Annotated in this window: 25 protein-coding genes; 10 read left to right on the top strand and 15 right to left on the bottom strand. The window is 72.9% G+C overall.

Features of this window, described 5'->3' with window-relative positions:
- Window positions 1–35: 35 nt before the first annotated feature.
- Window positions 36–794, bottom strand: a complete 759-nt coding sequence (locus tag ACIPXM_RS00395; RefSeq protein WP_401650008.1) for a phosphoglyceromutase — start codon at window positions 792–794, stop codon at window positions 36–38.
- Between the two features lie 127 nt (window positions 795–921).
- On the opposite strand from ACIPXM_RS00395, the gene ACIPXM_RS00390 reads away from it, so the two are divergent.
- Entirely contained in the window at window positions 922–2,271 is a 1,350-nt protein-coding gene (locus ACIPXM_RS00390) for an MDR family MFS transporter (RefSeq protein ID WP_401650005.1), read from the top strand.
- Here ACIPXM_RS00390 and ACIPXM_RS00385 read toward each other — a convergent pair.
- The 3 genes from ACIPXM_RS00385 to mshA form a co-directional block, all read right to left on the bottom strand.
- Entirely contained in the window at window positions 2,258–4,006 is a 1,749-nt protein-coding gene (locus ACIPXM_RS00385; RefSeq protein ID WP_401650002.1) for a glycoside hydrolase family 55 protein, read from the bottom strand. The two genes, ACIPXM_RS00390 and ACIPXM_RS00385, sit on opposite strands and share 14 nt — an antisense overlap.
- Before the next feature lie 100 nt (window positions 4,007–4,106).
- Window positions 4,107–4,664 carry a YbjN domain-containing protein gene (locus ACIPXM_RS00380; protein WP_401649999.1) on the bottom strand — a complete coding sequence of 186 codons (558 nt, stop codon included), beginning with the start codon at window positions 4,662–4,664 and terminating at the stop codon, window positions 4,107–4,109.
- A complete protein-coding gene (gene mshA, locus ACIPXM_RS00375; protein WP_401649996.1) occupies window positions 4,657–6,036 on the bottom strand; it encodes a D-inositol-3-phosphate glycosyltransferase in 1,380 nt (459 codons plus the stop codon). Before mshA ends, ACIPXM_RS00380 begins: the two co-directional genes overlap by 8 nt.
- Window positions 6,037–6,245: 209 nt before the next feature.
- Here mshA and ACIPXM_RS00370 point away from each other — a divergent pair, with 209 nt between their 5' ends.
- The 3 genes from ACIPXM_RS00370 (at window position 6,246) to ACIPXM_RS00360 (ending at window position 10,207) form a co-directional block, all read left to right on the top strand.
- Window positions 6,246–7,064, top strand: coding sequence for a class I SAM-dependent methyltransferase (locus ACIPXM_RS00370; protein ID WP_401649993.1), 819 nt, complete (start codon window positions 6,246–6,248; stop codon window positions 7,062–7,064).
- 444 nt (window positions 7,065–7,508) lie between these two features.
- Entirely contained in the window at window positions 7,509–8,567 is a 1,059-nt protein-coding gene (locus tag ACIPXM_RS00365) for a C40 family peptidase (protein ID WP_401649990.1), read from the top strand.
- Window positions 8,568–8,962: 395 nt separating this feature from the next.
- A complete protein-coding gene (locus tag ACIPXM_RS00360; RefSeq protein WP_401649988.1) occupies window positions 8,963–10,207 on the top strand; it encodes a PP2C family protein-serine/threonine phosphatase in 1,245 nt (414 codons plus the stop codon).
- Between the two features lie 111 nt (window positions 10,208–10,318).
- Here ACIPXM_RS00360 and ACIPXM_RS00355 read toward each other — a convergent pair whose 3' ends face one another.
- From ACIPXM_RS00355 to ACIPXM_RS00340, 4 genes are all read right to left on the bottom strand, one after another.
- Complete coding sequence (locus ACIPXM_RS00355; protein ID WP_401649985.1) at window positions 10,319–10,657, bottom strand: DUF2516 family protein; 339 nt, start codon at window positions 10,655–10,657, stop codon at window positions 10,319–10,321.
- 104 nt (window positions 10,658–10,761) lie between these two features.
- Complete coding sequence (locus ACIPXM_RS00350) at window positions 10,762–11,346, bottom strand: hypothetical protein (protein ID WP_401649982.1); 585 nt, start codon at window positions 11,344–11,346, stop codon at window positions 10,762–10,764.
- A 22-nt stretch (window positions 11,347–11,368) separates the two neighbouring features.
- A complete protein-coding gene (locus tag ACIPXM_RS00345; RefSeq protein ID WP_401649980.1) occupies window positions 11,369–11,797 on the bottom strand; it encodes a helix-turn-helix domain-containing protein in 429 nt (142 codons plus the stop codon).
- An 853-nt stretch (window positions 11,798–12,650) separates the two neighbouring features.
- Window positions 12,651–12,929, bottom strand: a complete 279-nt coding sequence (locus ACIPXM_RS00340) for a hypothetical protein (protein ID WP_401649978.1) — start codon at window positions 12,927–12,929, stop codon at window positions 12,651–12,653.
- Between the two features lie 118 nt (window positions 12,930–13,047).
- On the opposite strand from ACIPXM_RS00340, the gene ACIPXM_RS00335 reads away from it, so the two are divergent.
- Complete coding sequence (locus ACIPXM_RS00335) at window positions 13,048–13,257, top strand: hypothetical protein (RefSeq protein WP_401649975.1); 210 nt, start codon at window positions 13,048–13,050, stop codon at window positions 13,255–13,257.
- 63 nt (window positions 13,258–13,320) lie between these two features.
- Here the strand turns inward: ACIPXM_RS00335 and ACIPXM_RS00330 are convergent, their stop codons facing one another.
- The gene (locus ACIPXM_RS00330; protein ID WP_401649972.1) at window positions 13,321–13,905 is read right to left on the bottom strand and encodes a GNAT family N-acetyltransferase; all 585 of its coding nucleotides are present in this window, start codon (window positions 13,903–13,905) and stop codon (window positions 13,321–13,323) included.
- Between the two features lie 45 nt (window positions 13,906–13,950).
- Window positions 13,951–16,311, bottom strand: coding sequence for an ATP-binding cassette domain-containing protein (locus tag ACIPXM_RS00325; protein WP_401649969.1), 2,361 nt, complete (start codon window positions 16,309–16,311; stop codon window positions 13,951–13,953).
- 312 nt (window positions 16,312–16,623) lie between these two features.
- Here ACIPXM_RS00325 and ACIPXM_RS00320 point away from each other — a divergent pair, with 312 nt between their 5' ends.
- The 4 genes from ACIPXM_RS00320 (at window position 16,624) to ACIPXM_RS00305 (ending at window position 19,842) form a co-directional block, all read left to right on the top strand.
- Entirely contained in the window at window positions 16,624–16,986 is a 363-nt protein-coding gene (locus ACIPXM_RS00320) for a helix-turn-helix transcriptional regulator (RefSeq protein WP_401652405.1), read from the top strand.
- A 166-nt stretch (window positions 16,987–17,152) separates the two neighbouring features.
- Window positions 17,153–17,569 carry a VOC family protein gene (locus tag ACIPXM_RS00315; protein ID WP_401649966.1) on the top strand — a complete coding sequence of 139 codons (417 nt, stop codon included), beginning with the start codon at window positions 17,153–17,155 and terminating at the stop codon, window positions 17,567–17,569.
- A 183-nt stretch (window positions 17,570–17,752) separates the two neighbouring features.
- Window positions 17,753–18,238, top strand: a complete 486-nt coding sequence (locus ACIPXM_RS00310) for a MarR family winged helix-turn-helix transcriptional regulator (RefSeq protein ID WP_401649963.1) — start codon at window positions 17,753–17,755, stop codon at window positions 18,236–18,238.
- Window positions 18,239–18,348: 110 nt separating this feature from the next.
- On the top strand, window positions 18,349–19,842 hold the full coding sequence (locus ACIPXM_RS00305) for an MFS transporter (RefSeq protein WP_401649960.1): 1,494 nt from the start codon (window positions 18,349–18,351) through the stop codon (window positions 19,840–19,842).
- Here ACIPXM_RS00305 and ACIPXM_RS00300 read toward each other — a convergent pair.
- From ACIPXM_RS00300 to ACIPXM_RS00285, 4 genes are all read right to left on the bottom strand, one after another.
- Window positions 19,832–21,937, bottom strand: a complete 2,106-nt coding sequence (locus tag ACIPXM_RS00300; RefSeq protein WP_401649957.1) for a HelD family protein — start codon at window positions 21,935–21,937, stop codon at window positions 19,832–19,834. The genes ACIPXM_RS00305 and ACIPXM_RS00300 overlap by 11 nt on opposite strands.
- A gap of 202 nt (window positions 21,938–22,139) precedes the next feature.
- Window positions 22,140–22,751 carry a TetR/AcrR family transcriptional regulator gene (locus tag ACIPXM_RS00295; protein ID WP_401649954.1) on the bottom strand — a complete coding sequence of 204 codons (612 nt, stop codon included), beginning with the start codon at window positions 22,749–22,751 and terminating at the stop codon, window positions 22,140–22,142.
- Between the two features lie 115 nt (window positions 22,752–22,866).
- Window positions 22,867–24,129 (bottom strand): GNAT family N-acetyltransferase, encoded by a 1,263-nt coding sequence (locus ACIPXM_RS00290; protein ID WP_401649951.1) that lies wholly within the window; start codon window positions 24,127–24,129, stop codon window positions 22,867–22,869.
- 101 nt (window positions 24,130–24,230) lie between these two features.
- Complete coding sequence (locus tag ACIPXM_RS00285; protein WP_401649948.1) at window positions 24,231–24,977, bottom strand: ABC transporter substrate-binding protein; 747 nt, start codon at window positions 24,975–24,977, stop codon at window positions 24,231–24,233.
- Window positions 24,978–25,116: 139 nt separating this feature from the next.
- On the opposite strand from ACIPXM_RS00285, the gene dtd reads away from it, so the two are divergent.
- Complete coding sequence (gene dtd, locus ACIPXM_RS00280) at window positions 25,117–25,542, top strand: D-aminoacyl-tRNA deacylase (RefSeq protein WP_401649944.1); 426 nt, start codon at window positions 25,117–25,119, stop codon at window positions 25,540–25,542.
- An 85-nt stretch (window positions 25,543–25,627) separates the two neighbouring features.
- Here the strand turns inward: dtd and ACIPXM_RS00275 are convergent, their stop codons facing one another.
- Entirely contained in the window at window positions 25,628–26,614 is a 987-nt protein-coding gene (locus ACIPXM_RS00275) for a YgfZ/GcvT domain-containing protein (RefSeq protein ID WP_401649941.1), read from the bottom strand.
- Between the last annotated feature and the right edge of the window lies 1 nt (window position 26,615).

Genomic DNA, 26,615 nt, shown 5'->3' with positions numbered 1-26,615 from the left:
CGAGCCGCGAGCGGGGGTTCTCTCCTGCGTCAGGGTTACTTCTTGCCCTGGTTCTTCACGGCCTCGATCGCCGCAGCCGCCGCGTCCGGGTCCAGGTACGTGCCGCCCGGCTTCAGGGGCTTGAAGTTCTCGTCCAGCTCGTAGGCCAGCGGGATGCCCGTCGGGATGTTGAGGCCCGCGATGTCGGCGTCCGAGATGCCGTCGAGGTGCTTCACGAGGGCACGGAGGCTGTTGCCGTGGGCGGCGACGAGGACCGTGCGGCCGGTGAGGAGGTCCGGGACGATGCCGTCGTACCAGTACGGGAGCATCCGCTCGACGACGTCCTTCAGGCACTCGGTCCGCGGGCGCAGCTCCGGCGGGATCGTCGCGTAGCGGGCGTCGTGGGCCTGCGAGAACTCGTTGTCGTCGGCCAGCGGCGGCGGCGGGGTGTCGTAGGAACGGCGCCACAGCATGAACTGCTCCTCGCCGAACTCGGCGAGCGTCTGCGCCTTGTCCTTGCCCTGGAGCGCGCCGTAGTGGCGCTCGTTCAGGCGCCACGAGCGGTGGACCGGGATCCAGTGGCGGTCGGCGGACTCGAGCGCGAGCTGCGCCGTGCGGATGGCGCGCTTCTGCAGCGAGGTGTGCAGCACGTCGGGGAGCAGACCGGCGTCCTTCAGCAGCTCACCGCCGCGGACCGCCTCCTTCTCGCCCTTCTCGGTGAGGTTGACGTCCACCCAGCCGGTGAACAGGTTCTTCGCGTTCCACTCGCTCTCGCCGTGGCGGAGGAGGATCAGCTTGTACGGTGCGTCGGCCATGGTCCCGAGCCTAATCGACCGGCGACGATTGACGCGCGCCGTCAATTCGCTGGCGCATGGCCGAAAGACCCTCGTAAGTTACGCATGCACGTAGCGGGACTTACACACGCCAGGGGGCCGGCCTCACATGTCCATCGACTCGCTCAGACGATCAGCGCGCACCACCGTCTCGGGACTTCCGGGCGGGTTCTGGTGGCTCTGGCTGTCGACCTTGGTCAACCGGACCGGGGCTTTCGTCCTGACTTTCCTCTCCCTCTACCTCACCCAGGAACTCGGCCACTCCGCCTGGTTCGCCGGACTCGTCGTCGCCCTCCACGGCCTCGGCGGCGTCGCGGGCTCCCCGCTCGGCGGCTTCCTCACCGACCGCTGGGGCCGCCGCCCCACCATGGTCTCCATGCACCTGGCGGCCGCCACCTGCGCCGCGCTGCTCGCCGTCGTCACCAGCGCCTGGGGCGTCGCCGCCGTCGTCCTGCTGATGGGCGTCGCCATGCAGGGCGTCCGGCCGTCGATCAACGCCACCATCGCCGACCTGGTCCCCGAGCACGACGTCCGCCGCGCCTACGCCCTCAACTACTGGGCCCTCAACCTCGGCTTCGCCATCGCCGCCATCGGCGGCGGCGCCGCGATCGTCCTCGGCTACCGCACCCTCTTCCTCGTCGACGCCGCCGCCACCGCGCTGTGCGCCCTGATCGTCTTCCTGCGGCTCCCCGAGACCCGCCCCGAGGCCGCGGTCACCGGCAAGGGCGGCGCGGCCGGATCCGACGGCGTCGGCGCCGCCGACAAGGTCAGCATCCTCACCGTGCTGCGCGACGCGCCCTTCCGCACCCTGGTCGGCCTCAACCTGCTGGTCTGCCTGGTCTTCACCGCGCCCTGGATCGGCCTGCCGCTCACCATGACCGGCAAGGGCCTCGACCCCTCCGCGTACGGCATCGTCATCGCCGTCAACGGCATCGTGATCGTCGCGTTCCAGCTGCTCGTCAACAAGATCACCGAGCGTCGGTCCCCGGTCGCCCTGCTGGCCGTCTCCTCCCTCCTCTTCGCCGTCGGCACCGGCGCCACCGCGCTCGCCGGGACGTCGGTCGCGTTCGCCGCGACCGTCATCGTGTGGACGATCGGCGAGATGATCCACGTCCCCACCAACGCCGCCGCCACCGCCCGTCTCGCCCCCGAGCACGCCCGCGGCCGCTACCAGGGCGTCATGGGCATGTCCTGGGCGGTGGCCGGATTCGTCGCCCCGATCCTGGCCGGCGCGATCGTCGACGGCCCCGGCCCGAACGTCCTGTGGATCTCCTGCGCCGTCATCGGCGCGGTCGCCGCCGTCGGCTACCGGACCCGGCTCGCGTCCGTCCTCGCCGAGGCCGAGGCGGACGCCGTGACGGACGCGGTGACGGACGCCGTGACGGACGCCAACAGCAAGACGATGACCGAGGCCGGCACCGCCGACAAGAAGACCGGCACCGCCGTCAGCTCCTCCTGAGGTCCACCGACCACCGCTGCGCCTCGTAGAGGTTCCGGGGGCGTACGGCGCCGGGCGCGCCGTACGCCTCCACGCGCGCGTGGAGCTCGCCCGCGAAGTCCGGCACGTCCGTCTGGTCGAACTCGGTCACCTCGCTGATCCCGACCGTCGCGCTGTACGGCGCCACCGTGTCGATCTTCACGAGCCCGGCCCTGCCGTTGGTCACCGTCACGTTCCAGTGCGCGAAGCGCGCGCCGTAGAGCGGGCCCGCCGAGGCGTCGCCGCCGTGGCGCCCGTTGTTCTCCACGGTGATCTCGGTGCGCACGTTGGCGAACGGCATCCCCCGGTGGGTGTCGAACGTCCCCATCTCCATCAGGCCGCGCGACCAGACGTTGTAGCTGGAGAGCCCCTCGACATTGATGCCGTGCAGCTGCGTGCCGGCCGGGGCGGGGACCGTACGGGCGGCGATCCTGAAGTCCTCGATCAGGTTGTCGTGCGCGCCCTCCCGGCAGAAGTACGGGTGGTGCGAGCCGCGCCCCTCGACGGCGGTACGGCGCAGGGTGCAGGCGGACGCGGCGACGAGCCCGAAGCCGTTGTCGACGTGCCGGACCACCACGTCCTCGGCCCAGCAGTCGTACGCGCACTGGAACGTGACGCCGTTGTACCCCTTGTCGAGCAGATGCGGGGACTGCGGGGTCTCCACCGCCTCCAGGGTCAGCCCGGTGACCCCCGAGCCGGTCAGGGGCGCGTACCCGGAGATGAGCCGGGGGTCCCATGCGGGGCGTACGTCGAGCGGCAGCGGCCGTTCCAGGGTGACCCGGCGGCCGCGCACCGACCGGACCCGTACGGGCCACTCGTAGGGGACGTAGCTGGTCAGCTTGGTCTTGTCGTCCCAGACGTACGACTCGGGGCCCGCACCGCCGCCCGCCATGTGCTCCAGGAGGGTGTGGTCGGCGTCGTCGGCGAGCCGCAGCACCACGAACTGGCCTCGGCACAGCGCGCCCGGGTCGTCGACGGTGATCGTCCGGTCGCCGCGGCGGGCCGGGCGGACGGTGGTGAGGGTGGTCCACTCGTCGCGCTTGTTGCCGGTCCAGCCCTCGAAGGGCCATGCCTTCGCCTGGACGGCGGCCACCAGGGAGGTGTGCCGGGCCCGCGGCGACAGCCAGATCAGGCCACCGGCCCAGGACCAGGCGGACTTGTCGCCGCCGTAGCGCGAGCCGTAGACGCCGATCAGCTCGGTGAGGCTGCGGGTGGCCTTGAGGGTGGTCCGGCCGGAGCCCGCGCCGCGCAGCACCACGCCGCTGTCGCCGATGTGGATGTAGCCGTCGATCCGGTACGTGCCGGGCGGCACGAGCACCGTGCCGCCGCCCCGCCGGCCGGCCGCCGCGAGAGCCCGGTTGATGGCCGGGGTCGAGTCGGTCGAACCGTCGGGGGTGGCCCCGTAGGCACGGACGTCGGCGACCACCGGCGGGCGCGGCATCCGGCCCTCGCCGCCCCGGGCGCCCGCGGCGCCCACGTAGGGGATCTGGGGGTGGGTGTAGGGGGCGTCCAGGTACTCCGCCCAGAGACCCGAGGGACCGGGAGCGGGGACGGGGCCGGGGCCGGGGGCGGCTCCGGAAGCGGGGGCGGCTCCGGGAGCGGGGGCGGCGGTGGCCGTCGCGGTCCCGAACCCGGTCGCCGTCGCGGCGGCGGCCACCGCCGTCGCCCCGCCGACGAACGTCCTTCTGCTGATCCTGCCGTGCCTGCCGAGTGCCATGAACCCGACCCCACCCTTCATGTATATGAACAGTGTTCAGATCTGCGTTGGGCGCGAGCATGGCATCGCCCCGCCCTTACCGGAAGGGGGCGGGAACGAGTCAGTTCGTCGATTCGCCGGAGGGCCGCTCGGTCCGCTGGGTCCGCTGGGCCGGACCCTGGGTCAGATTCTTGAACGCGTCGAGATTGCGCGTCGATTCGCCGCGCGACACCCGCCAGGCGTACTCCCGGCGGATCGCGGTCGCGAACCCCAGCTCAAGGAGGGTGTTGAAGTCGCCGTCCGCCGCCTCCAGGACCGACCCGAGCAGCCGGTCCAGCTCCTCCGGGGTGACGGCGGCCAGCGGCAGCTTTCCGGCCAGGTAGATGTCGCCGAGCCGGTCGATCGCGTAACTCACCCCGTACAGCCGCAGATTGCGTTCGAGCAGCCAGCGGTGGACGGCGGGCTCGTTCTCGTCAGGGTGCCGGACGACGAAGGCGTTGAGGGAGAGGGAGTGGCGGCCGACGCGCAGCGAGAGGGTCGTGAACAGCTTGCGGGTGCCCGGGAGTTTGACGACGTAGGAGCCCGGTTCGGGGGACTCCCACTCCAGCTCCGCGTCCTTGAGGGTGTCCTCGACGGTCCGCCGCGTGCTCTCCGCGCTGTCAGCCTCGACCTCAGCCATGGTGCGAGCGTACGCGACGGCGGTGCTCGCGCGGCCGGTGGTCGTGGTGCGCGGCCCGGTGGTCGTGCATCGCCGCCGTGTAGACGTCCGCCGTGCCCGAGGCCGCCGTGTCCCAGCCGAACGAACCGGCGTGGCGGGCCGCCGCCGCGCCCATCCGGCCGGAGAGGGAGGGGTCGGCCACGAAGCGTTCGAGGGCGCGGGCGTAGTCCGCCGGGTCGTGGCCCTGCACCAGGAAGCCGGTCAGGTCGTCCCGTACCGCCACCGGAAGACCGCCGACCGCCGCCGCGACGACCGGGGTGCCGGCCGCCTGCGCCTCGATGGCGACCAGGCCGAAGGACTCGCTGTACGAGGGGACCACGAGGACGCTCGCCGCCCGGAACCAGTCGGCGAGCCGGTCCTGGCCGACCGGCGGGTGGAACCGCACGACGTCGGCGATGCCCAGCTTCGCGGCGAGCTTCTGCAGCCCCTCGGGCTTGGCGAGGCCGCTGCCGCTGGGGCCGCCGACCACCGGCACCACCATCCGGGAGCGCAGCGTGGGGTCGCGGTCGATGAGCAGGGCGGCGGCGCGCAGCAGGATGTCGGGGGCCTTGAGGGGCTGGATCCGGCCGGCGAACGCGGGGATGAAGGCGTCGACGGGCAGTCCCAGCCTGGCCCGGGCGGCGGCGCGGCCGTCGGAGGGCCGGAAGTGGTCGAGGTTGACGCCGGGGTGCACCACGGCGATCTTGCCCGGGTCCGCCTCGTAGAAGCGGGAGAGCTCGTCCGCCTCCTCGGCGGTGTTGGCGATCAGGCGGTCGGCGGCCTCGACGATCTGGGTCTCGCCGATCACCCGGGCGGCGGGCTCGGGCGTGTCGCCCTCGGCGAGCGCCGCGTTCTTGACCTTGGCCATGGTGTGCATGGTGTGCACGAGCGGGACGCCCCACCGCTCGGCGGCGAGCCAGCCGACGTGGCCGGAGAGCCAGTAATGGGAGTGCACCAGGTCGTAGTGGCCGGACCGGTGGCCCGCCCACGCCTGCATCACGCCGTGCGTGAAGGCGCACAGCTGGGCGGGCAGCTCCTCCTTGGCGAGGCCCTCATAGGGGCCGGCGTCGATGTGCCGGACGAGCACGCCGGGCGCCAGCTCGACGACCGGGGCGAGGCCGCCGGTGGTGGCGCGGGTGAAGATCTCGACCTCGACGTTGATCGCGGCGAGGCGCTTGGCGAGCTCCACGATGTACACGTTCATGCCCCCGGCGTCGCCGGTGCCGGGCTGGTGGAGCGGCGAGGTGTGGACACTGAGCATCGCCACACGGCGCGGGCCGCGCTGCCGGCCGGGAATCCGGATCCGGGGCGGCGCCGCCAGGGTGCCGGCGAACCGGGACACGTACTGGCTCACGTCGGCGGTCCTTCCGCTGTCGGGCATGGCAGAGGGAGAGCGCTCGCACCCTCCAGGTCGCCAGAACACCGGAACGGTTCCTTTCATTTCCGCTGGGAGGGTGTTTTGCCAATTTGTTACGGGTGAGGGGGAGGCCCTATGTCCGGGACCACTCCGCGGACCACCCCGGACCGGCCAGGACCGGCCCTCAGGCTCGTTAGGCTCGTTCCATGGCCCCGCGCACCACCCGCCCCACCGCCACCGCCCGCCCGGTCGGCACCGTGACCCGCGGGACCACCAACCCCAACCGGCTCCGCCGCCAGGACCGCTGGATCGCCGCCACCCACGGCCCGGCCCTGCGCCGCTCCCCCGAGCCGCCGCTCGCGGTCGACCTCGGGTACGGGGCCGCGCCCTGGACCCCCGTCGAACTGCTCGCCCGGCTGCGCACCGCCGACCCCCGCACCCAGGTCGTCGGCATCGAGATCGAACCGGCCCGGGTGGCGGCCGCGAAGCCGTACGAACGGGACGGGCTCACCTTCCGGCACGGCGGCTTCGAGCTCCCCGTCCCCGGCCGGGTCGCCCTCATCAGGGCCGCGAACGTGCTGCGGCAGTACGACGAGGAGCAGGTCGCGGCGGTCTGGCTGCGGCTGTGCGACCGGCTCACACCCGAGGGCCTGCTCGTCGAGGGCACCTGCGACGAGATCGGCCGCCGGCACGTCTGGGTGACCCTCGACCGCTCGGGCCCGCGCACGGTGACGTTCGCGACCCGACTCGGTTCGCTCGACCGGCCGTCGGACCTGGCGGAGCGGCTGCCCAAGGCGCTGATCCACCGCAATGTGCCGGGCGAACCGGTGCACGCCTTCCTGCGGGACTTCGACCGGGCATGGGCGGCGGCGGCCCCGTACGCCTCCTACGGCGCCCGCCAGCGCTGGATCCGCTCGGTCCGCGACCTGGCGGCGGACTGGCCGCTGACGGACGGTCCGCGGCGGTGGCGACAGGGCGAGGTGACGGTCCGCTGGGAGGCGCTGGCACCGCGCCGCGTAGGGTGAGCGGGCGCGGTCGGACGACGCCGAGCCCTTCACGTAGGTGGCCGGTGGGCGGACCCGGAGGCGTACCCGTAGGTGACCGGTGGGCGTCCCCGGATGCGTACCCGTGGACGTACCCGTAGGTGTACGGGTACGTGACCTGGGGGCGTCGAATCGGGGTCGTGGGCGTCGACTTGCCGAACTGCCCCTTAATTTCCCCGGTCCGGGGAACGCGGGGGCCGAAACGATCGTCCAGGGTGGGGGAGAAGTGACCCGACAGGCCCCGCTTGCCCCTGTTGCTTTCAGGGCTCGCGTGGCACCATCGCGAAGGTCACGAGCAAGTTACTGACGGTAAATCAGGTTTGCTGGCCATGGGCGGCAAACAGAAGAAGTCAGAAGTGAGAAGTCAGCCGTGGTGGGGGGCAGGACCCGGTCCCGCGCCGCATCCGGTGTCCTGAGGGGGAGCCAGTGAACCGACGCCGCCATGCCATCGCCACGCTCGGCGTGGTCTGCGCCCTGACGGTGCTCGCCTCGCCCGCGCTCACCCTGCAGGCATCGGCGGCGCCACTGCCGCCCCCGCCGCCGACCCAGCCGAAGAAGACGCTCGAAGAGGTCCGCCAGGAGATCGACGGGCTGTACCGGCAGGCGGCCGTGGCCACCGACGCGTACAACCTGGCCGAGGAGAAGGCCAAGGAGCAGTCGGGCGAGATCGTGAAGCTGGCCCGGATGGTGGTGTCCGGCCAGAAGCGGATCGACGACCTCAAGGCGCGGGCGGGCGCGGCGGCGCGGGCGCAGTACCGCAACGGCGGGCTGCCGGACGGCGCCCAGTTCGTCCTCACGAACGACCCGCAGCTCTTCCTCGACAACGCCGGGCGCCTCAAGGAGGGCCAGAAGGCCACCTCCGACCTGCTGGCCGAACTGACCGCCGAGCAGGAACTGCTGACCACGTACACCACGGACGCCAGCGTCAACTGGACCAAGCTGGAGGACAACCGGCTCAAGCAGGCCGCGGCGCGCAAGGAGATCAACAGCAAGATCGACGCCGCGAAGAAGCTGGAGTCGCAGCTCGCCGCCGAGGAGCGGGCCAGGCTGCTCCGCCTGGAGGAGCAGGCGCAGTACCGGGCGCAGACCGCCTGGGTGAACTCCGGCGTCCTGAAGGGCCTGACCGGCAAGGCGACCCCGGAGGCGCGGCGCGCGGTGGAGTTCGCGACGGCGCAGATCGGCAAGCCGTACGTGTGGGGCGCCGAGGGACCCGGCTCGTACGACTGCTCGGGTCTGACGCAGTCCGCCTGGGCCTCGGCCGGTCGCCCGATCCCGCGCACCTCGCAGGAGCAGTGGCGGCTGCTGCCGCACGTGGACATCAAGGACATGCGCCCCGGCGACCTGATCGTCTACTTCAAGGACGCGAGCCACATCGGCATGTACGTGGGCAACGGCGCGATCGTCCACGCGCCGCGCCCGGGCCGGAACGTCACGATCGCGGGCGCGGGCTCGATGGAGATCCTGGGCGTGGTGCGCCCGAGCTGAGGGCGGGGCGCGCCCGAGCTGAGGGCTGTCCCGGATCCCGTGGCCCGGGTCCGGGAGGCGCGGGGCGCGGAGTGGTCCGCGTGGGCGGGGCCGGGCCCGTCCGGGCCAAGCGCCCGGGCCCCTGAGGCGCGGCGACGGGCAGCAGCAGGGCCCCCTGGGAGGCCCGCACCCCGATCCCCCTCCGATCTTCCTCCGGCCTTCCTCCGGTCTTCTTCCGAGTGAGGTTCGTCATCCTCGCCGCGCGGCCCGGCCCGCTCCCCGTGGCGGCTACCTCCCCTTCCGTGGCATATGCCATACCGCCGTGGCGGTTCAGAACGTGATCGCCATTCCGTCGGCCCGCGCGCTACCGCTATGGTCGGTGCCGGCCCTCGGGGGGAGGGAAGGAACCCAGACCGATGCCCGTACCCGTACCGCGCCAGAGAATCGATTCTCCCGCGGCACCCGGAACGCCCGGCACCGCCCACGACCTCACGCTCCTGGTCGTCGAGGACGACCCCGCGGGCGCCCTCGCCGTACCCGAGCTGCTCGACGCGGCCGGGACCCGGGTCCGTATCCGCACCGCCCGCAACCTCACCGAGGCGGAGCGGCTCCTCACCGACGACGTGCACTGCGTGCTCGTCGACCTCTCCCTGCCCTCCCCCCGCGGGGCGGAGGACGACCTGCTCGCACCGCTCCGGCACATCCTGCGGCTCGCGCCGCGGCACGCCGTACTGGCGCTCGCCGCGTCGGCGGACGCGGAGCTGGCGGCGGAGGCGGTACGGGTCGGGGCGCAGGACCACCTGTTCCGCGAGGAGCTGGACGGGCGGCTGCTGAGCCGGGCGATCCGTTACGCGGTCGAGCGCAAGCGCAACGACGTCGTGAAGATCAAGCTCGCCGAGTCCCGGCTGCGGGCCCAGGAGAACGCGCGCCTGGAGCGCGGGCTGCTGCCGACGCCGCTCCTGGAGGGCTCCGACCTGCGGTTCGCCGCCCGCTACCGGCCGGGCCGGTCGCGCGCGCTGCTCGGCGGCGACTTCTACGACACCGTCCGCACCCCGGACGGCACGGTCCACGCGATGATCGGCGACGTCTGCGGGCACGGCCCGGACGAGGCGGCGCTCGGCGTCGAGCTGCGGATCGCGTGGCGGGCGCTGACCTTCGCGGGGCTGTGCGGGGACGAGCTGCTCTCGACGCTCCAGCAGGTCCTGGAGCACGAACGCGAGAGCGACGAGATCTTCGCGACGCTCTGCACGGTCGACATCTCGGCGGACGGGCGGCGCGCCGGGCTGTGCCTGGCCGGGCACCCCGCGCCGCTGATCGCGCGCCAGGGGCGGGCCGCCGAGCTCCTGCCGTACGAGAACGGCGGCCCGGCCCTCGGCCTGCTGCCGCGCGCCCGCTGGCCGCGCCGGCAGGTGGAGCTGGGCGGCGCGTGGAGCCTGCTGATGTACACGGACGGGCTGATCGAGGGCCGCTCGGCGGGCCCGGGCACGCCCCGGCTCGGCCAGGAGGGGATGCTCGGGATGATCAACCGGCAGCTGGCGGCGGGCCTGCGCGGCGAGGAACTGCTCGACGCGGCGGTGACGGAGGTGCGGTCGCTGAACGGCGGCGAGCTGACGGACGACGTGGCGGTGCTGGCGCTGGAACGCGACAAGGCCCGGGCGTAGTCGCGTACGCGGAGACGGAGGCGTAGCCGTCTGCCTGTCCGTACCCGGGGCCCGGGCCGTCTTCCTCGCCGTGTTCCTCGCCGTGTTCCTCGCCGTCGGGTCGCCTTCCGGTCACCGACCGCCGTTGTACGGGCCGTACGGGCCGTCGCTGCTGGAGCCGCCTCGGCGACCGCCGCCGCCGGTGACCCCGCGGAGCGCGGGGCGCACGTCGACCATGAAGACGATGGCGGCGATGAGCCCGGCGATCTGGAGGAAGAGCATCGGCAGCAGCAGATTGAGGATCAGGTTGATGCCGAGGAGGATCAGCCAGAACTTCTTGGTCTGCTTGTCGGCGGCGCGGTAGGCGTCCTCGCGCGCCATCGCGGCGAACACGAACGCGGTGATGGCGAAGCCGGTGAAGACCAGGAAGGTCACCAGGGAGAGGAGCGAGTCGAAGCTGTTCGCCAGCATGCTGAGCACCGCCTAGGTGTGTCGGGGGGAGCGCCTCGCGGCCAAGGTACCGGTTCAACGCCCGGGACACCGGGTTTGGTGCCCGGGCGGGCCGGTCCTCGTGCCTACTGCTCGGCGGCGGCCTTCTTGGCGGGCGCCTTGCGGGTGGTGGCCTTGCGGGGGGTGGCCTTCTTGGCGGCGGGAGCCTCGGCGGCCGCCGCGTCGGCCTCCTGGGCCTCGGCCTCCTCGGCCTTGATGCCCGCGTCCTCGGCGTCCTCGGCGGCCTTGGCGTCCTCGGCCTTGGACTCCTCGGGCTCGACGGCGACGGCGATCTCGGTGATCTCCTCGGCGACCTCGCCGCGCCAGCCCTTGACGGCCTCCTCGCCCTGAGCGGCGAGCTCCTCGTACTTCTCGCGCGCCTTCACCGCGTACTCGGCGGCGACGCCGACCCCGCGCAGCGCCAGGTCCTGGGCCTGCTCGCCGAGCTTCTTCAGGTCGGTGTCGATGCCGCCGACCAGCTCGGCGAACTTCGCCTGGGCCTTCTCCTGGACCGCCTTGGTGTCGGTGTTCTTCACGGCCTCGATACGGGCGGGCGCCTCGGCGGCCAGCTGCTCGATGAGACCGGGCACCTTGCGGGCCTGCTTGACGGCGAGCTCGGCGGTGCCGGCGGCGAAGTAGAGGGGGGTACGGAGTTCGTCGATGATGGCCATGGTCGTGGTCCTCCCGGAAGTGCTACGCGTCGGTGGGCTGCGCTTGCTCTGCTTGCTGCGTTGCTTGCTGCTCTGCTTGCCGCTCCGCCTGTTCGGCGGCCTGCTCGGCGGCGTTCTCCTTGCGGAAGGAGTCGTAGATCTGCAGCAGCACCTGCTTCTGCCGCTCGTTGATCGACGGATCGGCCAGGATGACGGCACGCGTCTCCAGCTCGTCCCGCTCCTTCTCGTCGAGAATCCCGGCGCGCACGTACAGCGTCTCGGCGGAGATCCGCAGCGCCTTCGCGACCTGCTGCAACACCTCGGCACTGGGCTTGCGCAGCCCCCGCTCGATCTGACTCAGATACGGATTCGACACCCCCGCCGCCTCGGCGAGCTGCCGCAAGGACAACTGCGCGGTCCGCCGCTGCTCGCGGAGGTACTCACCGAGATTTCCGACGTTGAGTGAAGCCATGCTCCGTACCCTGCCAGCTCCCGCTAACTATTGCAAGCAGTTGCTTGCACCAGTTCCCTCCCCGCCCTCCTGCCCGCGATGAACGTGCCGAAGCACAACGTCCTCGCCGAGGGGGTTGGGCCGGGGCCCGCCGGCGCAGGCCAGGACCTCGGCCCCCGAGGCGTTCAGGAAGATCGTGAACACGGACGACAGGTCCACGGAGTGGATGAGACCGGTGCGGAGCGGTTCCTCCCCGGCCCGTCGGAGGATGTCGACGGTGGCGGCAAGGCCCCCGACCGCGTGTCCGCGCCGAGCGGCCGTGCGCATGCGCCTCCCGAACACACCGGCGTGCCGGTTGGCGGGGACCAGTCCGTCCCAGACCACGAAGCAACCCCCGGCGATCAGAGCGTCGCGGGCAGGCCCGCATGCCGAGGTCTGTTCCCCCAGCAGAGCGATGAGGTCCTCGCGGGTCACACTCCACCTCTCTCGTGACAGCCGGGCCGGTCCGTCCGGGATCGGTGAGCCCGGGCGGACGGTCCGTGAGTGCGTCGGCGGCTCGCCGCCGAGCTCAGCGGGCCTCGCCAAGGCGCCTCAGTCTGTCTGGTCACCGGGTCACCGGGGCAGCTGGGCACCGGGGCACGCCGAAGCCCTGCTGCACCGCTCGGACGACTTCGTCGGCGGCGGCGAATCCGCATGACGGCCGGGGCGGCGCCCGCCTAGCGCTCTGAACGGGAACCTTCACCGGGTTGACGTCGGCGGGGCCGGAACCGGTTGGATGAGACGGACATCCAAGAGAAGGGCCTGCGCTGGGGAGGAAGGATGCTCACCGTAGCGACATGAACGGCCCGCCTCTGCAAGGTCACGGACCGAGGAGCTAGCTCGGCACGCGGACAAAGCCCTCGGTCCAATCGTCCTCGTCGAGGTCGTACTCTCCGATCTGGAAGCAATCCGGTTCGTCGGCGAAGCCCGGTAGGAGACGCGCGCGGCGCATCCGCTCCTGTGCCGCGGCCTTGGAGGAGTAGATACCGAGCAGCTTGACGTCGTCGCCGTCCTGCTCGTCGATGAACACGACCTCATCGTCGAGGTGAATCGTCTCTTCGTCGGGGCCCGCTTCGTTCTGGTGGCCGATGTGCCAGAGGGGATAGACCTTCACGGGCGCAGGCTACCCCGCGCCCATCCGGTGAACGTTCCCGGTCAGAGCACTAGCGTTGGCGCATGAACTCCCCGTACGGCGACCCCCGTGACCTCGACGGCCTCAGCGGGGCGCGCGCGTGACGGCCGGGATCCGGATCCGCTGGGCGCTGACCGGGGCCGGGTGGGCCGACTGCGTCCTTGAGGGCCATGGGGCGAAGGCCGAGCTCAGCGTCTCGTCGCTCAGTGAGGCGCCCGAGGAGTTGCTGACCGCGGTGGCGCGGCTCGTGGGCGGCGCGGCGGAGACCCGGGCGCAGTTCGAGGCCGAGCCTCCCCCGCCTCGAGCTTGAGGGGCTCCGACGTCTCTGGGAGACCCACCGGCCGCTTCAGGACACCTAGCCGGGGGCCGGCGCCTAGTCCGGGCCGCCCGGGGCGGGGTCCGTGGCCAGGCGGGCGTACACGTACATGTCGCGGCGCTCGCCGGACACCTCCTGCCAGTCCCGGAGCAGGCCCTCCCGGGTGAAGCCCGCCTTCTCGGCGGTGCGGAGGGAGGCGGTGTTCCAGGGTTCGATGTGGAGTTGGAGGCGGGGGATGCGGAGGGTCGTCAGGGCCCAGGTGGTGACCGTGGTCAGGGCCGTGGTGGCCGCGCCGTGGCCGCGGGCGGTGGGGGTGAGCCAGTAGCCGAGGGTGGCGCGGCCCTCGGGGAGGTCGCGGAGCCAGAGGCCGACCGTGCCGGCGGGGCGGGTGTCGGGGAGTTCGATGACGAAGGGGTATCCGGCGCCGTCGGTCGCCCGCTGCCACTGGCGGTGGACGAACGCCTCGCCCGCCGCGTCCGTGCACGGCACCGGGACCGTCGTGATCAGCGGGATGTACGGGTCCCGCGACGCCTCGCGGACCAGGGGAAGGTCCGCGAGGCGCCACGGGCGCAGGGTCAGGCCGGCGGGGGCGCGCAGCGTCGGCACCTCGACGGCGGCGGGCCCGGGCGGAGGCACGGGCACGGACGGAGGCACGGGCACAGGCACGGGCACGGGCACGGGCACGGGTCAGGCGCCCACGTAGTCGGCGAGGTGGCGGCCCGTCAGGGTCCCGCGGGCGGCGACCAGGTCGGCCGGGGTGCCCTCGAAGACGATCCGGCCGCCGTCGTGGCCCGCGCCGGGGCCCAGGTCGATGATCCAGTCGGCGTGCGCCATCACCGCCTGGTGGTGCTCCACCACGATCACCGACTTGCCGGAGTCCACCAACCGGTCGAGCAGACCGAGGAGTTGCTCGACATCGGCCAGGTGCAGACCGGCGGTCGGCTCGTCCAGGACGTAGATGCCGCCCTTGTCCCCCATGTGCGTGGCCAGCTTCAGCCGCTGCCGCTCACCGCCGGACAGGGTGGTCAGCGGCTGGCCGACATGGAGATAGCCGAGGCCCACGTCGACCAGGCGCTCCAGGATCCGGTGCGCGGCCGGCGTACGGGCCTCGCCCGCGCCGAAGAACTCCTCCGCCTCCGCCACCGACATCGCCAGCACCTCCGCGATGTTCCGGCCGCCGAAGTGGTACTCCAGGACCGACGCCTGGAACCGCTTCCCCTCGCACTCCTCGCAGACCGTCGCCACCCCCGCCATCATCGCCAGGTCCGTGTAGATCACCCCGGCGCCGTTGCAGGTCGGGCACGCGCCCTCCGAATTGGCGCTGAACAGGGCCGGCTTGACGCCGTTCTCCTTGGCGAACGCCTTACGGATCGGGTCGAGCAGCCCCGTGTACGTCGCCGGGTTGCTGCGCCGCGAACCGCGGATCGCCCCCTGGTCGACCGACACCACGCCCGCACCCGCCGGGATCGACCCGTGCACCAGCGAGCTCTTGCCGGAACCGGCGACACCCGTCACCACCGCCAGCACACCCAGCGGGACGTCGACGTCCACACCCTGGAGGTTGTTCGCCGACGCGCCCCTGATCTCCAGGGCGCCGGTCGCCTCCCGCACCGACTTCTTGATCGACGCCCGGTCGCCGAAGTGCCGCCCGGTCACCGTCCCGCTGCGCCGCAGCCCCGCCACCGTGCCCTCGAAACAGACCGTGCCACCACCCGTACCGGCGCCCGGACCCAGGTCCACCACATGGTCGGCGATCGCGATCGTCTCCGGCTTGTGCTCCACCACCAGCACCGTGTTGCCCTTGTCGCGCAGCCGCAGCAGCAGCTCGTTCATCCGCTGGATGTCGTGCGGGTGCAGACCGGTGGTCGGCTCGTCGAAGACGTACGTGACATCCGTCAGCGACGACCCCAGGTGCCGGATCATCTTCACCCGCTGCGCCTCGCCGCCCGACAGCGTGCCCGAGGGCCGGTCGAGCGCCAGGTAGCCGAGGCCGATCTCCACGAACGAGTCGAGCGTCTGCCGCAGCGTCTCCAGGAGCGGCGCCACCGCCGGGTCCTCGATCCCCCGCACCCACTCCGCGAGATCGCTGATCTGCATCGCGCACGCGTCCGCGATGCTCACCCCGCCGATCTTCGAGGACCGCGCGCCCTCGTTGAGCCGGGTGCCGTCGCAGTCGGGACACACCATGAACGTCACCGCGCGCTCCACGAACGCCCGGATGTGCGGCTGGAGCGAGTCGACGTCCTTCGACAGCATCGACTTCTGCAGCTTGGGGATCAGCCCCTCGTAGGTGAGGTTGATGCCCTCGACCTTGATCTTGGTGGGCTCGCGGTGCAGCAGATCGGCCAGCTCGCGCTTGGTGTAGCGACGGATCGGCTTGTCCATGTCGAAGAAACCGCTGCCACTGAAGATCCGCCCGTACCAGCCGTCCATCGTGTAGCCCGGGATCGTCAGCGCGCCCTCCGCGAGCGACTTCGAGTCGTCGTAGAGCGCGCTCAGATCGATGTCGGTGACCGAGCCGCGGCCCTCGCAACGCGCGCACATGCCGCCGGTGACCGTGAAACTGCGGCGCTCCTTCACCGTACGGCCGCCCTTCTCGACCGACACCGCGCCCGCGCCGCTCATCGAGGCGACATTGAACGAGAACGCCTTCGGGCCGCCGATCTGCGGGGTGCCGAGACGGCTGAAGAGGATCCGCAGCATCGCGTTGGCATCGGTGGCGGTGCCGACGGTGGAGCGCGGGTCGCCGCCCATCCGCTGCTGGTCGACGGTGATGGCGGTGGTCAGACCGTCGAGCACGTCGACGTCGGGCCGGGCGAGGGACGGCATGAAGCCCTGCACGAAGGCGCTGTACGTCTCGTTGATCAGTCGCTGCGACTCGGCGGCGATCGTGTCGAAGACCAGCGAGCTCTTGCCGGAGCCGGAAACACCCGTGAACACCGTGAGGCGGCGCTTCGGGATCTCGATGCTGATGTCCTGGAGGTTGTTCTCGCGGGCACCGTGCACGCGGATCAGATCGTGGCTGTCGGCGGCGTGCGGCTTGGTCATCGTGTCTCGTCTCCCTGCGCCCTGCGGTGATCAGTGATCGGTGATCGGCGATCGGCGATGCGGTCGGTCGGTGTGCGGCGTACGGTGTGCGGCTTGGCGGCCCGGCGGCTCGGCTCGGCGGTTCTCGCCGCGGCTGTTCTGACAGCCAGGCTAGGCGGCCGGGCGCCCCGCTGCTTCTCGATTCGTGACCACCTGTGGACAACCCCCAGCCTGTGGAAAACTCCCGGCCCGCTGTCCGCGGCCCGTGCCATCCTGGGGACTGTGACTCCGCCGAGCCTCGACGACCTGGCCCGCCTGCGCCGCGCCCGCGACATGATGGACCGGGACTACGCGGAGCCGCTGGACGTGCCCGCGCTCGCCCGCGCCGCGCTGATGTCCGCCGGGCACTTCCAGCGCAGTTTCCGGGCCGCGTACGGGGAGACCCCGTACAGCTATCTCATGACCCGCCGCGTCGAGCGGGCCAAGGCGCTGCTGCGCCGCGGCGACCTCAGCGTGACGGAGGTCTGCTTCGCCGTGGGGTGTACGTCGCTGGGGTCGTTCAGCACCCGGTTCACGGAGCTGGTCGGCGAGAGCCCGAGCGCGTACCGGGCGCGGGACCACACGGCGGGGGAGCCGATCCCGGCGTGCGTGGCGATGTTCCTGACCCGGCCGACGCGGGGGACGCGGGCGACGTGAACAACGCGAACACCGGGCGGGGCGACCGGCGACGGGGCCTGATCGACGAGCGGTCCACCCACCGGTTGCCGGCAACCGGTGCCGGCAACCGGTGCCGGCAACCGGTGCCGGCAACCGGTCAGGAACGGAGAAGCGGAAATCCGGGGCGCCTCGTAGCGTCGTCGGCATGAACACCATCAACCTCTCCCAGTGCTTCATCGCCGTCGACGACCATGACAAGGCGCTCGCCTTCTACCGCGACGCCCTCGGTCTCGAGGTCCGCAACGACGTGTCCTTCGAGAACATGCGGTGGGTGACCGTCGGCTCGCCGGACCAGCCGGACGTCGAGATCGTCCTTGAGCCCCCGCTGGCCGACCCGAACGCCCCCGCCGCCGACCGCCAGGCCGCCGCGGAGCTGCTCGCCAAGGGGATGCTGCGCGGGGTGATCTTCCGTACGGACGACGTCGACGCGACCTTCGAGAAGATCCGCGCGGCGGGCGGCGAGGTCCTCCAGGAGCCGATGGACCAGCCGTACGGCGTCCGCGACTGCGCGTTCCGCGACCCGGCGGGCAACATGCTCCGCTTCAACCAGCCCCGGGCCTAGGCGCTCCCGCTGGCCCCGCTGGCCCCGCTGGCCCCACCAGCCAGGCCCTGACCGCCGCGAAGTCCGCGCCGGTGAGCCCGCACCGCAGGTCCACCTGGCGCGGGTCCACCGGCGCGGGCCCCCCGGCTCGATCGTTTCCTCGTCGATCGTCCGCAACGGAACGGTCTTCGTTACCCTGGCCGTATGACTGCCATGGCGCCCCTCAGGACCGAGCCCGATCTCTCCTACCTCCTCGACCACACCAGCCACGTGCTCCGCACGCGGATGGCGGCCGGTCTCGCCGAGATCGGGCTGACCGCGCGGATGCACTGCGTGCTGGCGCACGCCCTGGAGGAGGAGCGGACCCAGGCGCAGCTCGCCGAGCTGGGGGACATGGACAAGACGACCATGGTGGTGACCGTGGACGCCCTGGAGAAGGCGGGACTCGCCGAGCGGCGGCCGTCGAGCGCCGACCGGCGGGCGCGGATCATCGCGGTGACCCCGAAGGGGGCCGAGGTCGCCCGGCGGAGCCAGGCGATCGTCGACGGGGTGCACGCGGGCACCCTCGACGCGCTGCCCGCCGACGAGCGCGAGGTACTGCTCCGCGCGCTGAAGCGGCTGGCCACCGGCCATCTGGAGACCCCCGCCGAGGGCCCGCACACCGCCCGCAGGGCACGCCAGAGCAAGTAGACCGAGAGGCCCCGCGCGCGCCCACCCACAATTGAATCCGAGATAGATAGTCCGCAACAGAACTATCTGCTAGCGTCCTACCTGTCGCCACATCCGACAGGAGAACCGCCATGACTTCCCGATGGACCGCCCTCGGCGTCCTCGCCACCGCCATGCTGATGACCGTCCTCGACGGCAGCATCGTCACCGTCGCCATGCCCGCCATCCAGGCCGATCTCGGCTTCACCCCGGCCGGCCTGAGCTGGGTCGTCAACGCCTACCTCATCGCCTTCGGCGCCCTGCTCCTCCTCTCCGGCCGCCTCGGCGACCTCTTCGGCCGCAAGCGGATGTTCCTCGCCGGAACCGCCGTTTTCACCGCCGCCTCGCTGCTCGCCGGAGTCGCCGCCTCACCCGCCGTCCTGATCGCCGCGCGCTTCCTCCAGGGCGTCGGCAGCGCCATGGCCTCCGCCGTCAGCCTCGGCATCCTCGTCTCCCTCTTCACCGAACCCCGCGAACGCGCCAAGGCCATCGCCGTGTTCAGCTTCACCGGCGCCGCGGGCGCCTCCATCGGCCAGGTGCTCGGCGGACTGCTCACCGACGCCCTCGCCTGGAACTGGATCTTCTTCATCAACCTGCCGATCGGCGCCGCCGCCCTGCTCCTCGCGCTGCCCGCGCTCCCCGCCGACCCCGCCACCCCGCCTGCCACCCCGCCCGGCACCACCGCCCGGCGCGGCGCCGACGTCCTCGGCGCGCTGCTCGTCACCTCCGGCCTCACCCTCGGCATCTACGCGGTCGTCAAGATCGAGGAGTACGGCCCCGGTTCGGCCCACACCCTCGGTCTCGGCGCCCTCGCCGGCACGCTCCTCGCGGGCTTCCTGATCCGCCAGGCCAAGGCCGCCCAGCCCCTGATGCCGCTGCGCGTGCTGCGCTCCCGCCCGGTCGCGGGCGCCAACCTGGTCCAGATGCTGATGGTCGCGGCGCTGTTCTCCTTCCAGATCCTCGTCGCGCTCTACCTCCAGAAGGTGCTCGGTTACGGCGCCACCGCCACCGGTCTCGCGATGCTCCCCGCCGCCGCGGTGATCGGCGCCGTCGCCCTCGGCCTCGCCGCCCGGCTGATCGCCCGCTTCGGCGAGCGCAACGTGCTCCTCACCGGCCTCGTCCTGCTCTTCGGCGTGCTCGCGCTGCTCGCCCGGGTGCCGGTGCGGGCCTCGTACGCCGTCGACCTGCTCCCGGTGATGCTGCTCGCGGCCGGGTTCGGACTCGCGCTGCCCGCGCTCACCTCGCTCGCCATGTCGGGCGTACGGGACGAGGACGCGGGGCTCGCCTCCGGCCTCTTCAACACCACCCAGCAGATCGGGATGGCGGTCGGCGTCGCCGTCCTGTCGACCCTCGCCGCCGGCCGCACCGAGTCCCTGACCACCGCGGGCCGCCCCGCCGCCGAAGCCCTGACCGGCGGCTTCCACCTCGCCTTCGGAGTCGGTGCCGCACTCCTCGTCGCCGCCTTCGCCCTCGCCTGGTTCGTGCTCCGCACCCCCCGCCCCGAGGCCGGGCCCCAGCCCCAGCCCCAGCCCCAGCCCCAGGTGCGTACCGAGGCCGCCCGCCCCACCGCCGGGGTCACCTCGTGACCGCTTCCCGCAACGCCGCTGGCAGCGGCTCCACGTGGACCAGGTCGAGGCGGGACACCGCCCGGGTCAGGACGACGTACAGCCGGTGCAGGCCACGCGGCTCCGCGGCGACGATCGCCGCGGGTTCCGCGACCACCACGTGGTCGTACTCCAGGCCCTTCGCGAGACCGGCCGGGACGACCGTCACCCGCTCGGAGAAACCGGACTCGCGGTAACCCGCGGACTCGGCGAGTGCGGCGCGCAGGGCGGGCACCAGGGCCTCCGGGCCGATCACCCCCACCGAGCCCTCCTCCGCCAGGGCGTCCCGCACCGCCGCCACCACGGCACCCACCAGACCCACCAGGCCCTCCCCGGCCGCCCCTCCCCCCGCCTGACGTACGGTCACCGCGCCCCCGCCGCGCAGCGAACGCCCCGCCGGAACCCCCGTACCGAGCTCCGGCAGCAGCCGGTTGGCGAGGTCCACGATGGCCGCCGGGACCCGGTAGCCGGTGGTCAGCGGGATCACCGGGGCGTCGGGCTTGCCCAGGTGGGCGAGTTGTTCGCGCCAGTCCCCGGCCGCCCACGGGGTGGTGCCCTGCGCCAGGTCGCCGAGGACCGTCAGGGAACCGAAACCGGCCCTGCGGGCGATCGCCCGGCACTCCATCGGCGACAGGGCCTGGGCCTCGTCGACGACCAGGTGGCCGTACCCGGCGGGCCGTTCGAGCAGTCCGGCCAGTTCGTCGAGGAGCACCAGATCGGCCGCGCTCCAGCGGGCCACGCGGTGCGAGCGCGGCGGCTCCGGGCGGCGGAGCGCCGCCGCCTCCGGGGCCGCGAGCAGCGGATGCCCCGGCGCGGCCAGGAACTCCGCGAGCACCTCCTCCGGCGTCACCTTCGGCCAGCACGCCTCCACCGCCGCCGACACCGGCCGGGCCCGCTCGACCCGGCGCACCCACGCGCCAGGCTGCGGACCGGCCCTGCGCTCGGCGCGCAGTTGCAGGGAACGCACGATCCGGGCCCGCACCCGCTCCCGGCCGATCGCGTAGGGCGGCGCCTCCTCCCGTACGTCCGCGACGATCGCGGCGAGTTCGGCGGCCGGCACCCGCCAGCGGTACGAGCCGTCCGGCACCACCACGTCCCGCGCCGGAGCGGGGTCCACGCGCGCGTAGAGCACGTCACGCAGCACCTCGGCCATCCGCACGTCGTGCTTGATCCGCGCCGCCGCCTCGTCGTCCGTCGCCCGCACCTCGTGCCGGGCGATCTCCTCCAGGACGGTGGACTGCCGCTCCCCGGTCTCGCCGAGCGCGGGCAGCACCTCGGAGATGTAGGAGAGGAAGGTGCGGCTGGGGCCGAGGACGAGCAGCCCGGAGCCCTTGACCCGCTGCGGATGGGTGTAGAGAAGGTACGCGGCACGGTGCAGGCCGACGGCCGTCTTGCCGGTGCCCGGCGCGCCCTGCACGCACAGGGAGGCGGCGGGCCCCGACCGTACGAGCGCGTCCTGCTCGGGCTGGAGGGTCGCGGCGATGTCCCGCATGGGGCCGACGCGCGGGCGCTCGATCTCCCCCGCGAGCAGCGCGCTCACGCCCCCGCCCGCACCCGAGCCGCCGGTCAGGAACTCGTCCGCCAGGAGCTCGTCCGCCAGGAGTTCGTCCTCCAGGGCCGTGAGGTCCGCCGACTCCCCCAGGCTCCCCGGCGCCCAGCCGAACCGCCGCCGCCGTACGACGCCCTGCGGGTCCTTCGGTCCCGCCTGGTAGTACGCGCGGGAGACCGGCGCGCGCCAGTCGACGACCAGCGGCGGCGCGGCCGGATGCTCGGCGACCCGGCGCCGCCCGATGTGGTGGACCTGGCCGTCCGCGAGATCGAGGCGCCCGAAGAACAGCGGGCCCGGCGGCAGTTCGCGGAACACCTTGGCCCGGCTGCGCAGCGCATAGCCGAGGACCTCCGCGTCGGCGCCTGACGCGGCGGTGTCCTCGCCGACGACGACCTGTTCCTCGACGCCCTCGGTCATCCGGACGAGCGCGGCCCGGCAGTCCTCGTGGTGGGCCCGCTCCCGTTCCAGGTCCTGGCGGAGCCCGTCCGGTTCGGGGCAGGCGTCCGCCAGAGGGCACTCGTCCGTCACAGGGCGGCCATCGGACGAGGGACGGGCATCGGACGGGGGCCGGACGTCGGACGAGGGACGGGCATCGGACGGGGGACGAAGGGCGTGCGGGGGCGGCCGGCGGGAGGACTTCATACCGCCAGCGTAGACGAAAAGCATTACTCGGTTAAGTTTTTTACCGGGTGAAGTGGCTGGTACCCCGCTCAAGACCGCCCGGGCGCGCTCAGCAGGGCAGACCCCGCTCAAGGCCGCGGAACGCCTCCCGGGCCGCCGCCACCGCCCCCGGCAGCCGCGCCGCCGCCCGCTCCCCCGCCATGATCCGCCGCACGTTCTCGTGCGCCAGGACCCGCTGCACCGCCACGATCTGCGCCGCCGCGAGCCGCGCCGCCAGCGGGTCGGGCCCGCCGAGCGCGGCGGCGAGCAGCTCCTCCGAGCGGCTCTGGTACGCGGCCATCCGGGCCACCAGGGCGGGCGTGCCGTACAGCAGGCGCAGGAAGGCGAGGATCCGCGGGTCGTCGTTCAGCCCGGTCACCGGGTCCCGCCGCTCCAGGCCCGCGAGCACGTGGTCGCGCAGCGCCGTGAGCGGCGGCACCCCGTCGGCCAGGGCGGCGTTCACCACCCGCGCGGGCTCGTCCTCGTGGTCGGCGAACCGGTGCAGCGCCAGGTCCTCCTTGGCCGGGAAGTACCGGAACAGGGTCGGCTTCGACACCTCGGCGGCGGCCGCGATCTCCGCGACCGACACCGATTCGAAGCCCTTCTCCAGGAACAGCCCGATGGCCACCTCGGAGAGCAGCTGCCGCGTCCGCTCCTTCTTCAGCTCCCGCAGCCCGCTCACGCGGCCACCTCCACCTCGCCGTACCCGTACCCGAATCCGTACTCGAACCCGTACCCGAACTCGAACTCGAACTCGTCCGTGCCCGTGCCCGTACTCGTGTCCGCACCCGTGCCCGTCAGAAGAAGTCCATGCTCCACGGTCGGCGCGGCGTCCGCATCAGCAGGTCCGCCCGGGCCGCCGCGCCCGCCGACGCCTCCTCGATCCGGCCCAGCGCGGCGAGCCGTACCGCCGACGCGTCGCCGAGCGCCAGCGTCGCCAACTCCGCCACGTCCAGGACGAGATCGGGCGCCGCGTCGGTCCGCGTGCACGCGCCGCCCTTCGGCGAGGCGTCGAGCCGGAACCGCCCGGCCGCGAAACCGGCCGCGTCCCGCACATCGAGCACGAGGCTGCCCTCGGTCCCGTACGTCCGCGGCTCGAACACCTTCGGCACGTCCAGGATCCGCACCCACAGCATGTCGGAATGGGTCACGACCCTCGCGGCCCGCGCGTCCGGCAGCAGCCCCGGTACGAGGTCGTCGGCGGCGCGGTACCCGGTACGCACCCGGGTGATCCAGTCGACCGAGCAGACGAACCGCCACAGCGCCCGCTCGGCGGCCGGGGTGGCCGCGATCAGATCGCGCACGGTCGCGGTGTTCGTGGGCTGCTTGCCGTCGCTCCAGCGGTCCTCCGAGCGGTACGAGACATAGCCCTCGGGCTCCCCGGCCGCGTTGCGGTGGACGGCGTAGAACGGCTCGGTCCACGGGGTGCTGAGCACCGCGTCGTGGCCGGTGCCGTAGTCCCAGTCGCGCGGCGTGCGCTGGGTGATGCCCGCCCGGCCCGCGGCGAGCCGGCGGTGCAGACCGGGGCCGATCGCGCGGATCTCGGCGCCGTCCGCCAGGTCGATCCGGCCACCGCCGTCCGCGTCGGTCGGCCCCGCCCAGCGGCGGTCCAGACCGGCGCGGGTGACGTCGATCTCCCACTCGGTGATCCAGGTGGCCGCCCCGAAGCCGAACCGCCCGTAGATCGGGTACTCGGCGGCGATCAGCGTCGCGCACGCGTCGCCGCGCTCCTTCGCCAGCGCCAGGTCGGCGTTCATCGCCCGGCTGAGCAGCCCGCGCCGCCGGTGGGTCGGCAGCACCGAGACCCCGCTGACCGCGTCGGCGGCGAGTTCGGCGCCGCCGACCGTGCTCAGCCGCTGGTCGAAGGAGTGGAACGTGGAGACGAGCCGGCCCCGGTCGAACGCGCCGTAGGTCCGGCTGAGGTCGTGGTGCGGCAACCGGTCCGCGACCTCTTCGTCGGACACCACAGGAGGCTGCTGGAAGGCGACCTTCTTGGCCCGCAGCCAGTCCCGGAACTCCGATTCGTCGATCGCGCGCAGCTCAAGACGCTCAAGGCTCATCCCGCGAGGCTATGCGCCCGACTCCGGCCCCCGCACCCGAGTTTCACCCCCGGGCGCCGGGACCCCGGGCCGTCCCAGCCCGCGGCCTCGGCCCGCACCCCTCACGCGAGCAGGTCGTCGACCTGCGCCTCGCCCTCCCGGTAGCGGCGGGCGATCTCCGCGCTGCAGTCGTCGGCGGTGTGCTGGAGCTGCTGCCTGCGCCGCGACACCTGCTGCTCGTACCCGGCGAGCCGCCCCATCGCGGCGTGCAGCTCCTCGTCCGTACGCGCCGTCAGGTCCGACAGCTCGACCTCCGACAGCATCTCGGTCGCCAGCCGCCGGTACTCCTCGCTGCGCGGCGTCGACAGCGTCACGTGCCGCGCCGAACGCGCCACCGCGCCCTGCCGCCGGGACGGCGTGTCCGCGAGGATCTCGGAGAGCCGGTCGAGCACCGGCGCCTCCGGGTCCGTCCGCCGCGCCAGCTCGGCCCGCAGGATGTCGATCCGGCCCTGCAGCATCCGTCGTACGTAGCTGAGGTCGGCCTCGTCGCCCTGCGCGTCGCGGCGCAGCGTCCGCAGCTCGGGCAGCCGGAGCCCGGTCAGATCCGGCTGGGCGGGCCGCTCCGGCAGATCGGGTTCGGCACTCCGCTGCACGGGCGGACGCCCGACGAAGCCCCCGGAGCCCCCGGAACCACCGGCGGAACCGGACCCACCACCGGAACCGGCGGCGGCAGCGGTGCCGGAACCGGCGGCGGCGGTGCCGGAACCCGCACCGGAACCGGCACTGCCGTCGACCGTACGGGCGGTGCCGCCGACGCGGGTCAGCGGTACGGAACCGGACGGCGTGTGCCCGGTGCCAGATGCACTCATGTGAATCGTCCCCTCGACCGGTGCGGAACCGCACCGCCTGACAGGCATGGTGCCACCGTGGACCCGGCCGACGCAGGCGGTCTGCACCCGTTCGGCCCTCCCCGTGTCGATCGGGGACCCGATCGGTAGGTTGGTCCGCATGCGAGCAGTGGTGCAGAGGGTGGACGGCGCGAGCGTCGTCGTCGCAGGGGAGACCGTCGGCGAGATCGTCGGCGAAGGGCTGTGCGTCCTGGTCGGGGTGACCCATGAGGACACCCCCGAGAAGGCGGCGCAATTGGCCAGAAAGCTCTGGTCCGTCCGGGTGCTGGAGGGCGAGAAGTCGTGCTCCGACGTGAACGCGCCGCTGCTCGTGATCTCCCAGTTCACCCTGTACGGCGACGCCCGCAAGGGCCGCCGCCCCACCTGGAACGCCGCCGCGCCCGGCCCGGTCGCCGAGCCGCTCGTCGACGAGGTGGTGGCCCAGCTGCGGCAGTTGGGCGCGCACGTGGAGACGGGCCGCTTCGGCGCGGACATGCGCGTGTCGCTGACGAACCACGGCCCGTTCACGGTCCTGCTCGACGTCTGACCTGCCCGAGGTCTGACCTGCCCGAGGTCTGACCGCCCCCGACCGGACACCGCCGACCGGGGGGGGGCCGGGGGCCGGTGCGGTCCTACGGCTCGACGACCGTCTCCTGCGCGGCGGCCGTCGTCCCCACGATCAGGTCGGCGTCCACCGGCACGTTCCGCTTCACCAGGGCCAGCGCGATCGGGCCCAGCTCGTGGTGGCGCGCCGACGTCGTCACGAAGCCGAGCTGGCGCCCCTCCTCGCCGTCCGCCGCGAGCCGCACCGGCGTGCCGTGCCCCGGCAGCAGCACCTCGCTGCCGTCCAGGTGCAGGAAGACCAGGCGGCGCGGCGGCTTGCCGAGGTTCTGCACCCGGGCGACCGTCTCCTGGCCGCGGTAGCAGCCCTTCTGGAGGTGCACGGCGCTGCCGATCAGGCCGATCTCGTGCGGGATGGTCCGGTGGTCGGTCTCGAACCCGAGCCGCGGCCGGTGCGCCTCGACGCGCAGCGCCTCGTACGCGAGGATGCCGGCGGCCGGCCCGTGCGAGGCGGCGAACGCCTCCAGGTCCGCGCGCGGCAGGAACAGGTCACGGCCGTGCGCGGTCTCCCGTACGGCGGCACCCGCGGGCAGCTCGGCGATCGAACCGGCCGGCAGGTGGACGACGGCGAAGTCGTCGGTACGGTCGGCGACCTCCACCCGGTAGAAGAACTTCATCGACTCCAGGTAGGCGATCAGCTCGCCGACCGTGTCCGGCTCGACGTGCGCCCAGGTCGTCTCGCCGTCGTCGACGAGGTACAGGGCGTGCTCGATGTGGCCGTTCGCGGAGAGGACCAGGGCCTCGGTGGCCTGGCCCACGGGCAGCTCGCTGACGTGCTGGGTGACCAGCAGGTGCAGCCAGCTCAGCCGGTCGTCGCCGGTGACGGTGAGGACGCCGTGGTGGGAGAGGTCGACGAAGCCGGTGCCGTCGGCGAGGGTCCGCTGCTCGCGGAACAGATCGCCGTAGTGCGCGGCGACACCTTCGTCCCGGCCTTCGGCGGCGACGGCGCCGGGCAGGGACAGCAGAGGGCTCTTCGGCACGGGGCGCTGGCTCTTCATG

This window comes from Streptomyces sp. NPDC090025 (assembly GCF_044748125.1).
Classification (GTDB): domain Bacteria; phylum Actinomycetota; class Actinomycetes; order Streptomycetales; family Streptomycetaceae; genus Streptomyces.
This window is presented reverse-complemented; position numbering and strand designations above follow the sequence as displayed.

Coding starts and splice junctions, on each gene's coding strand:
- ACIPXM_RS00395 (WP_401650008.1), bottom strand. CDS start 794: ATGGCCGACGCACCGTACAAGCTGATCCTCCTCCGCCACGGCGAGAGC.
- ACIPXM_RS00390 (WP_401650005.1), top strand. CDS start 922: ATGTCCATCGACTCGCTCAGACGATCAGCGCGCACCACCGTCTCGGGA.
- ACIPXM_RS00385 (WP_401650002.1), bottom strand. CDS start 4,006: ATGGCACTCGGCAGGCACGGCAGGATCAGCAGAAGGACGTTCGTCGGC.
- ACIPXM_RS00380 (WP_401649999.1), bottom strand. CDS start 4,664: ATGGCTGAGGTCGAGGCTGACAGCGCGGAGAGCACGCGGCGGACCGTC.
- ACIPXM_RS00370 (WP_401649993.1), top strand. CDS start 6,246: ATGGCCCCGCGCACCACCCGCCCCACCGCCACCGCCCGCCCGGTCGGC.
- ACIPXM_RS00360 (WP_401649988.1), top strand. CDS start 8,963: ATGCCCGTACCCGTACCGCGCCAGAGAATCGATTCTCCCGCGGCACCC.
- ACIPXM_RS00355 (WP_401649985.1), bottom strand. CDS start 10,657: ATGCTGGCGAACAGCTTCGACTCGCTCCTCTCCCTGGTGACCTTCCTG.
- ACIPXM_RS00350 (WP_401649982.1), bottom strand. CDS start 11,346: ATGGCCATCATCGACGAACTCCGTACCCCCCTCTACTTCGCCGCCGGC.
- ACIPXM_RS00345 (WP_401649980.1), bottom strand. CDS start 11,797: ATGGCTTCACTCAACGTCGGAAATCTCGGTGAGTACCTCCGCGAGCAG.
- ACIPXM_RS00325 (WP_401649969.1), bottom strand. CDS start 16,311: ATGACCAAGCCGCACGCCGCCGACAGCCACGATCTGATCCGCGTGCAC.
- ACIPXM_RS00320 (WP_401652405.1), top strand. CDS start 16,624: ATGATGGACCGGGACTACGCGGAGCCGCTGGACGTGCCCGCGCTCGCC.
- ACIPXM_RS00315 (WP_401649966.1), top strand. CDS start 17,153: ATGAACACCATCAACCTCTCCCAGTGCTTCATCGCCGTCGACGACCAT.
- ACIPXM_RS00310 (WP_401649963.1), top strand. CDS start 17,753: ATGACTGCCATGGCGCCCCTCAGGACCGAGCCCGATCTCTCCTACCTC.
- ACIPXM_RS00305 (WP_401649960.1), top strand. CDS start 18,349: ATGACTTCCCGATGGACCGCCCTCGGCGTCCTCGCCACCGCCATGCTG.
- ACIPXM_RS00290 (WP_401649951.1), bottom strand. CDS start 24,129: ATGAGCCTTGAGCGTCTTGAGCTGCGCGCGATCGACGAATCGGAGTTC.
- ACIPXM_RS00285 (WP_401649948.1), bottom strand. CDS start 24,977: ATGAGTGCATCTGGCACCGGGCACACGCCGTCCGGTTCCGTACCGCTG.
- dtd (WP_401649944.1), top strand. CDS start 25,117: ATGCGAGCAGTGGTGCAGAGGGTGGACGGCGCGAGCGTCGTCGTCGCA.
- ACIPXM_RS00275 (WP_401649941.1), bottom strand. CDS start 26,614: ATGAAGAGCCAGCGCCCCGTGCCGAAGAGCCCTCTGCTGTCCCTGCCC.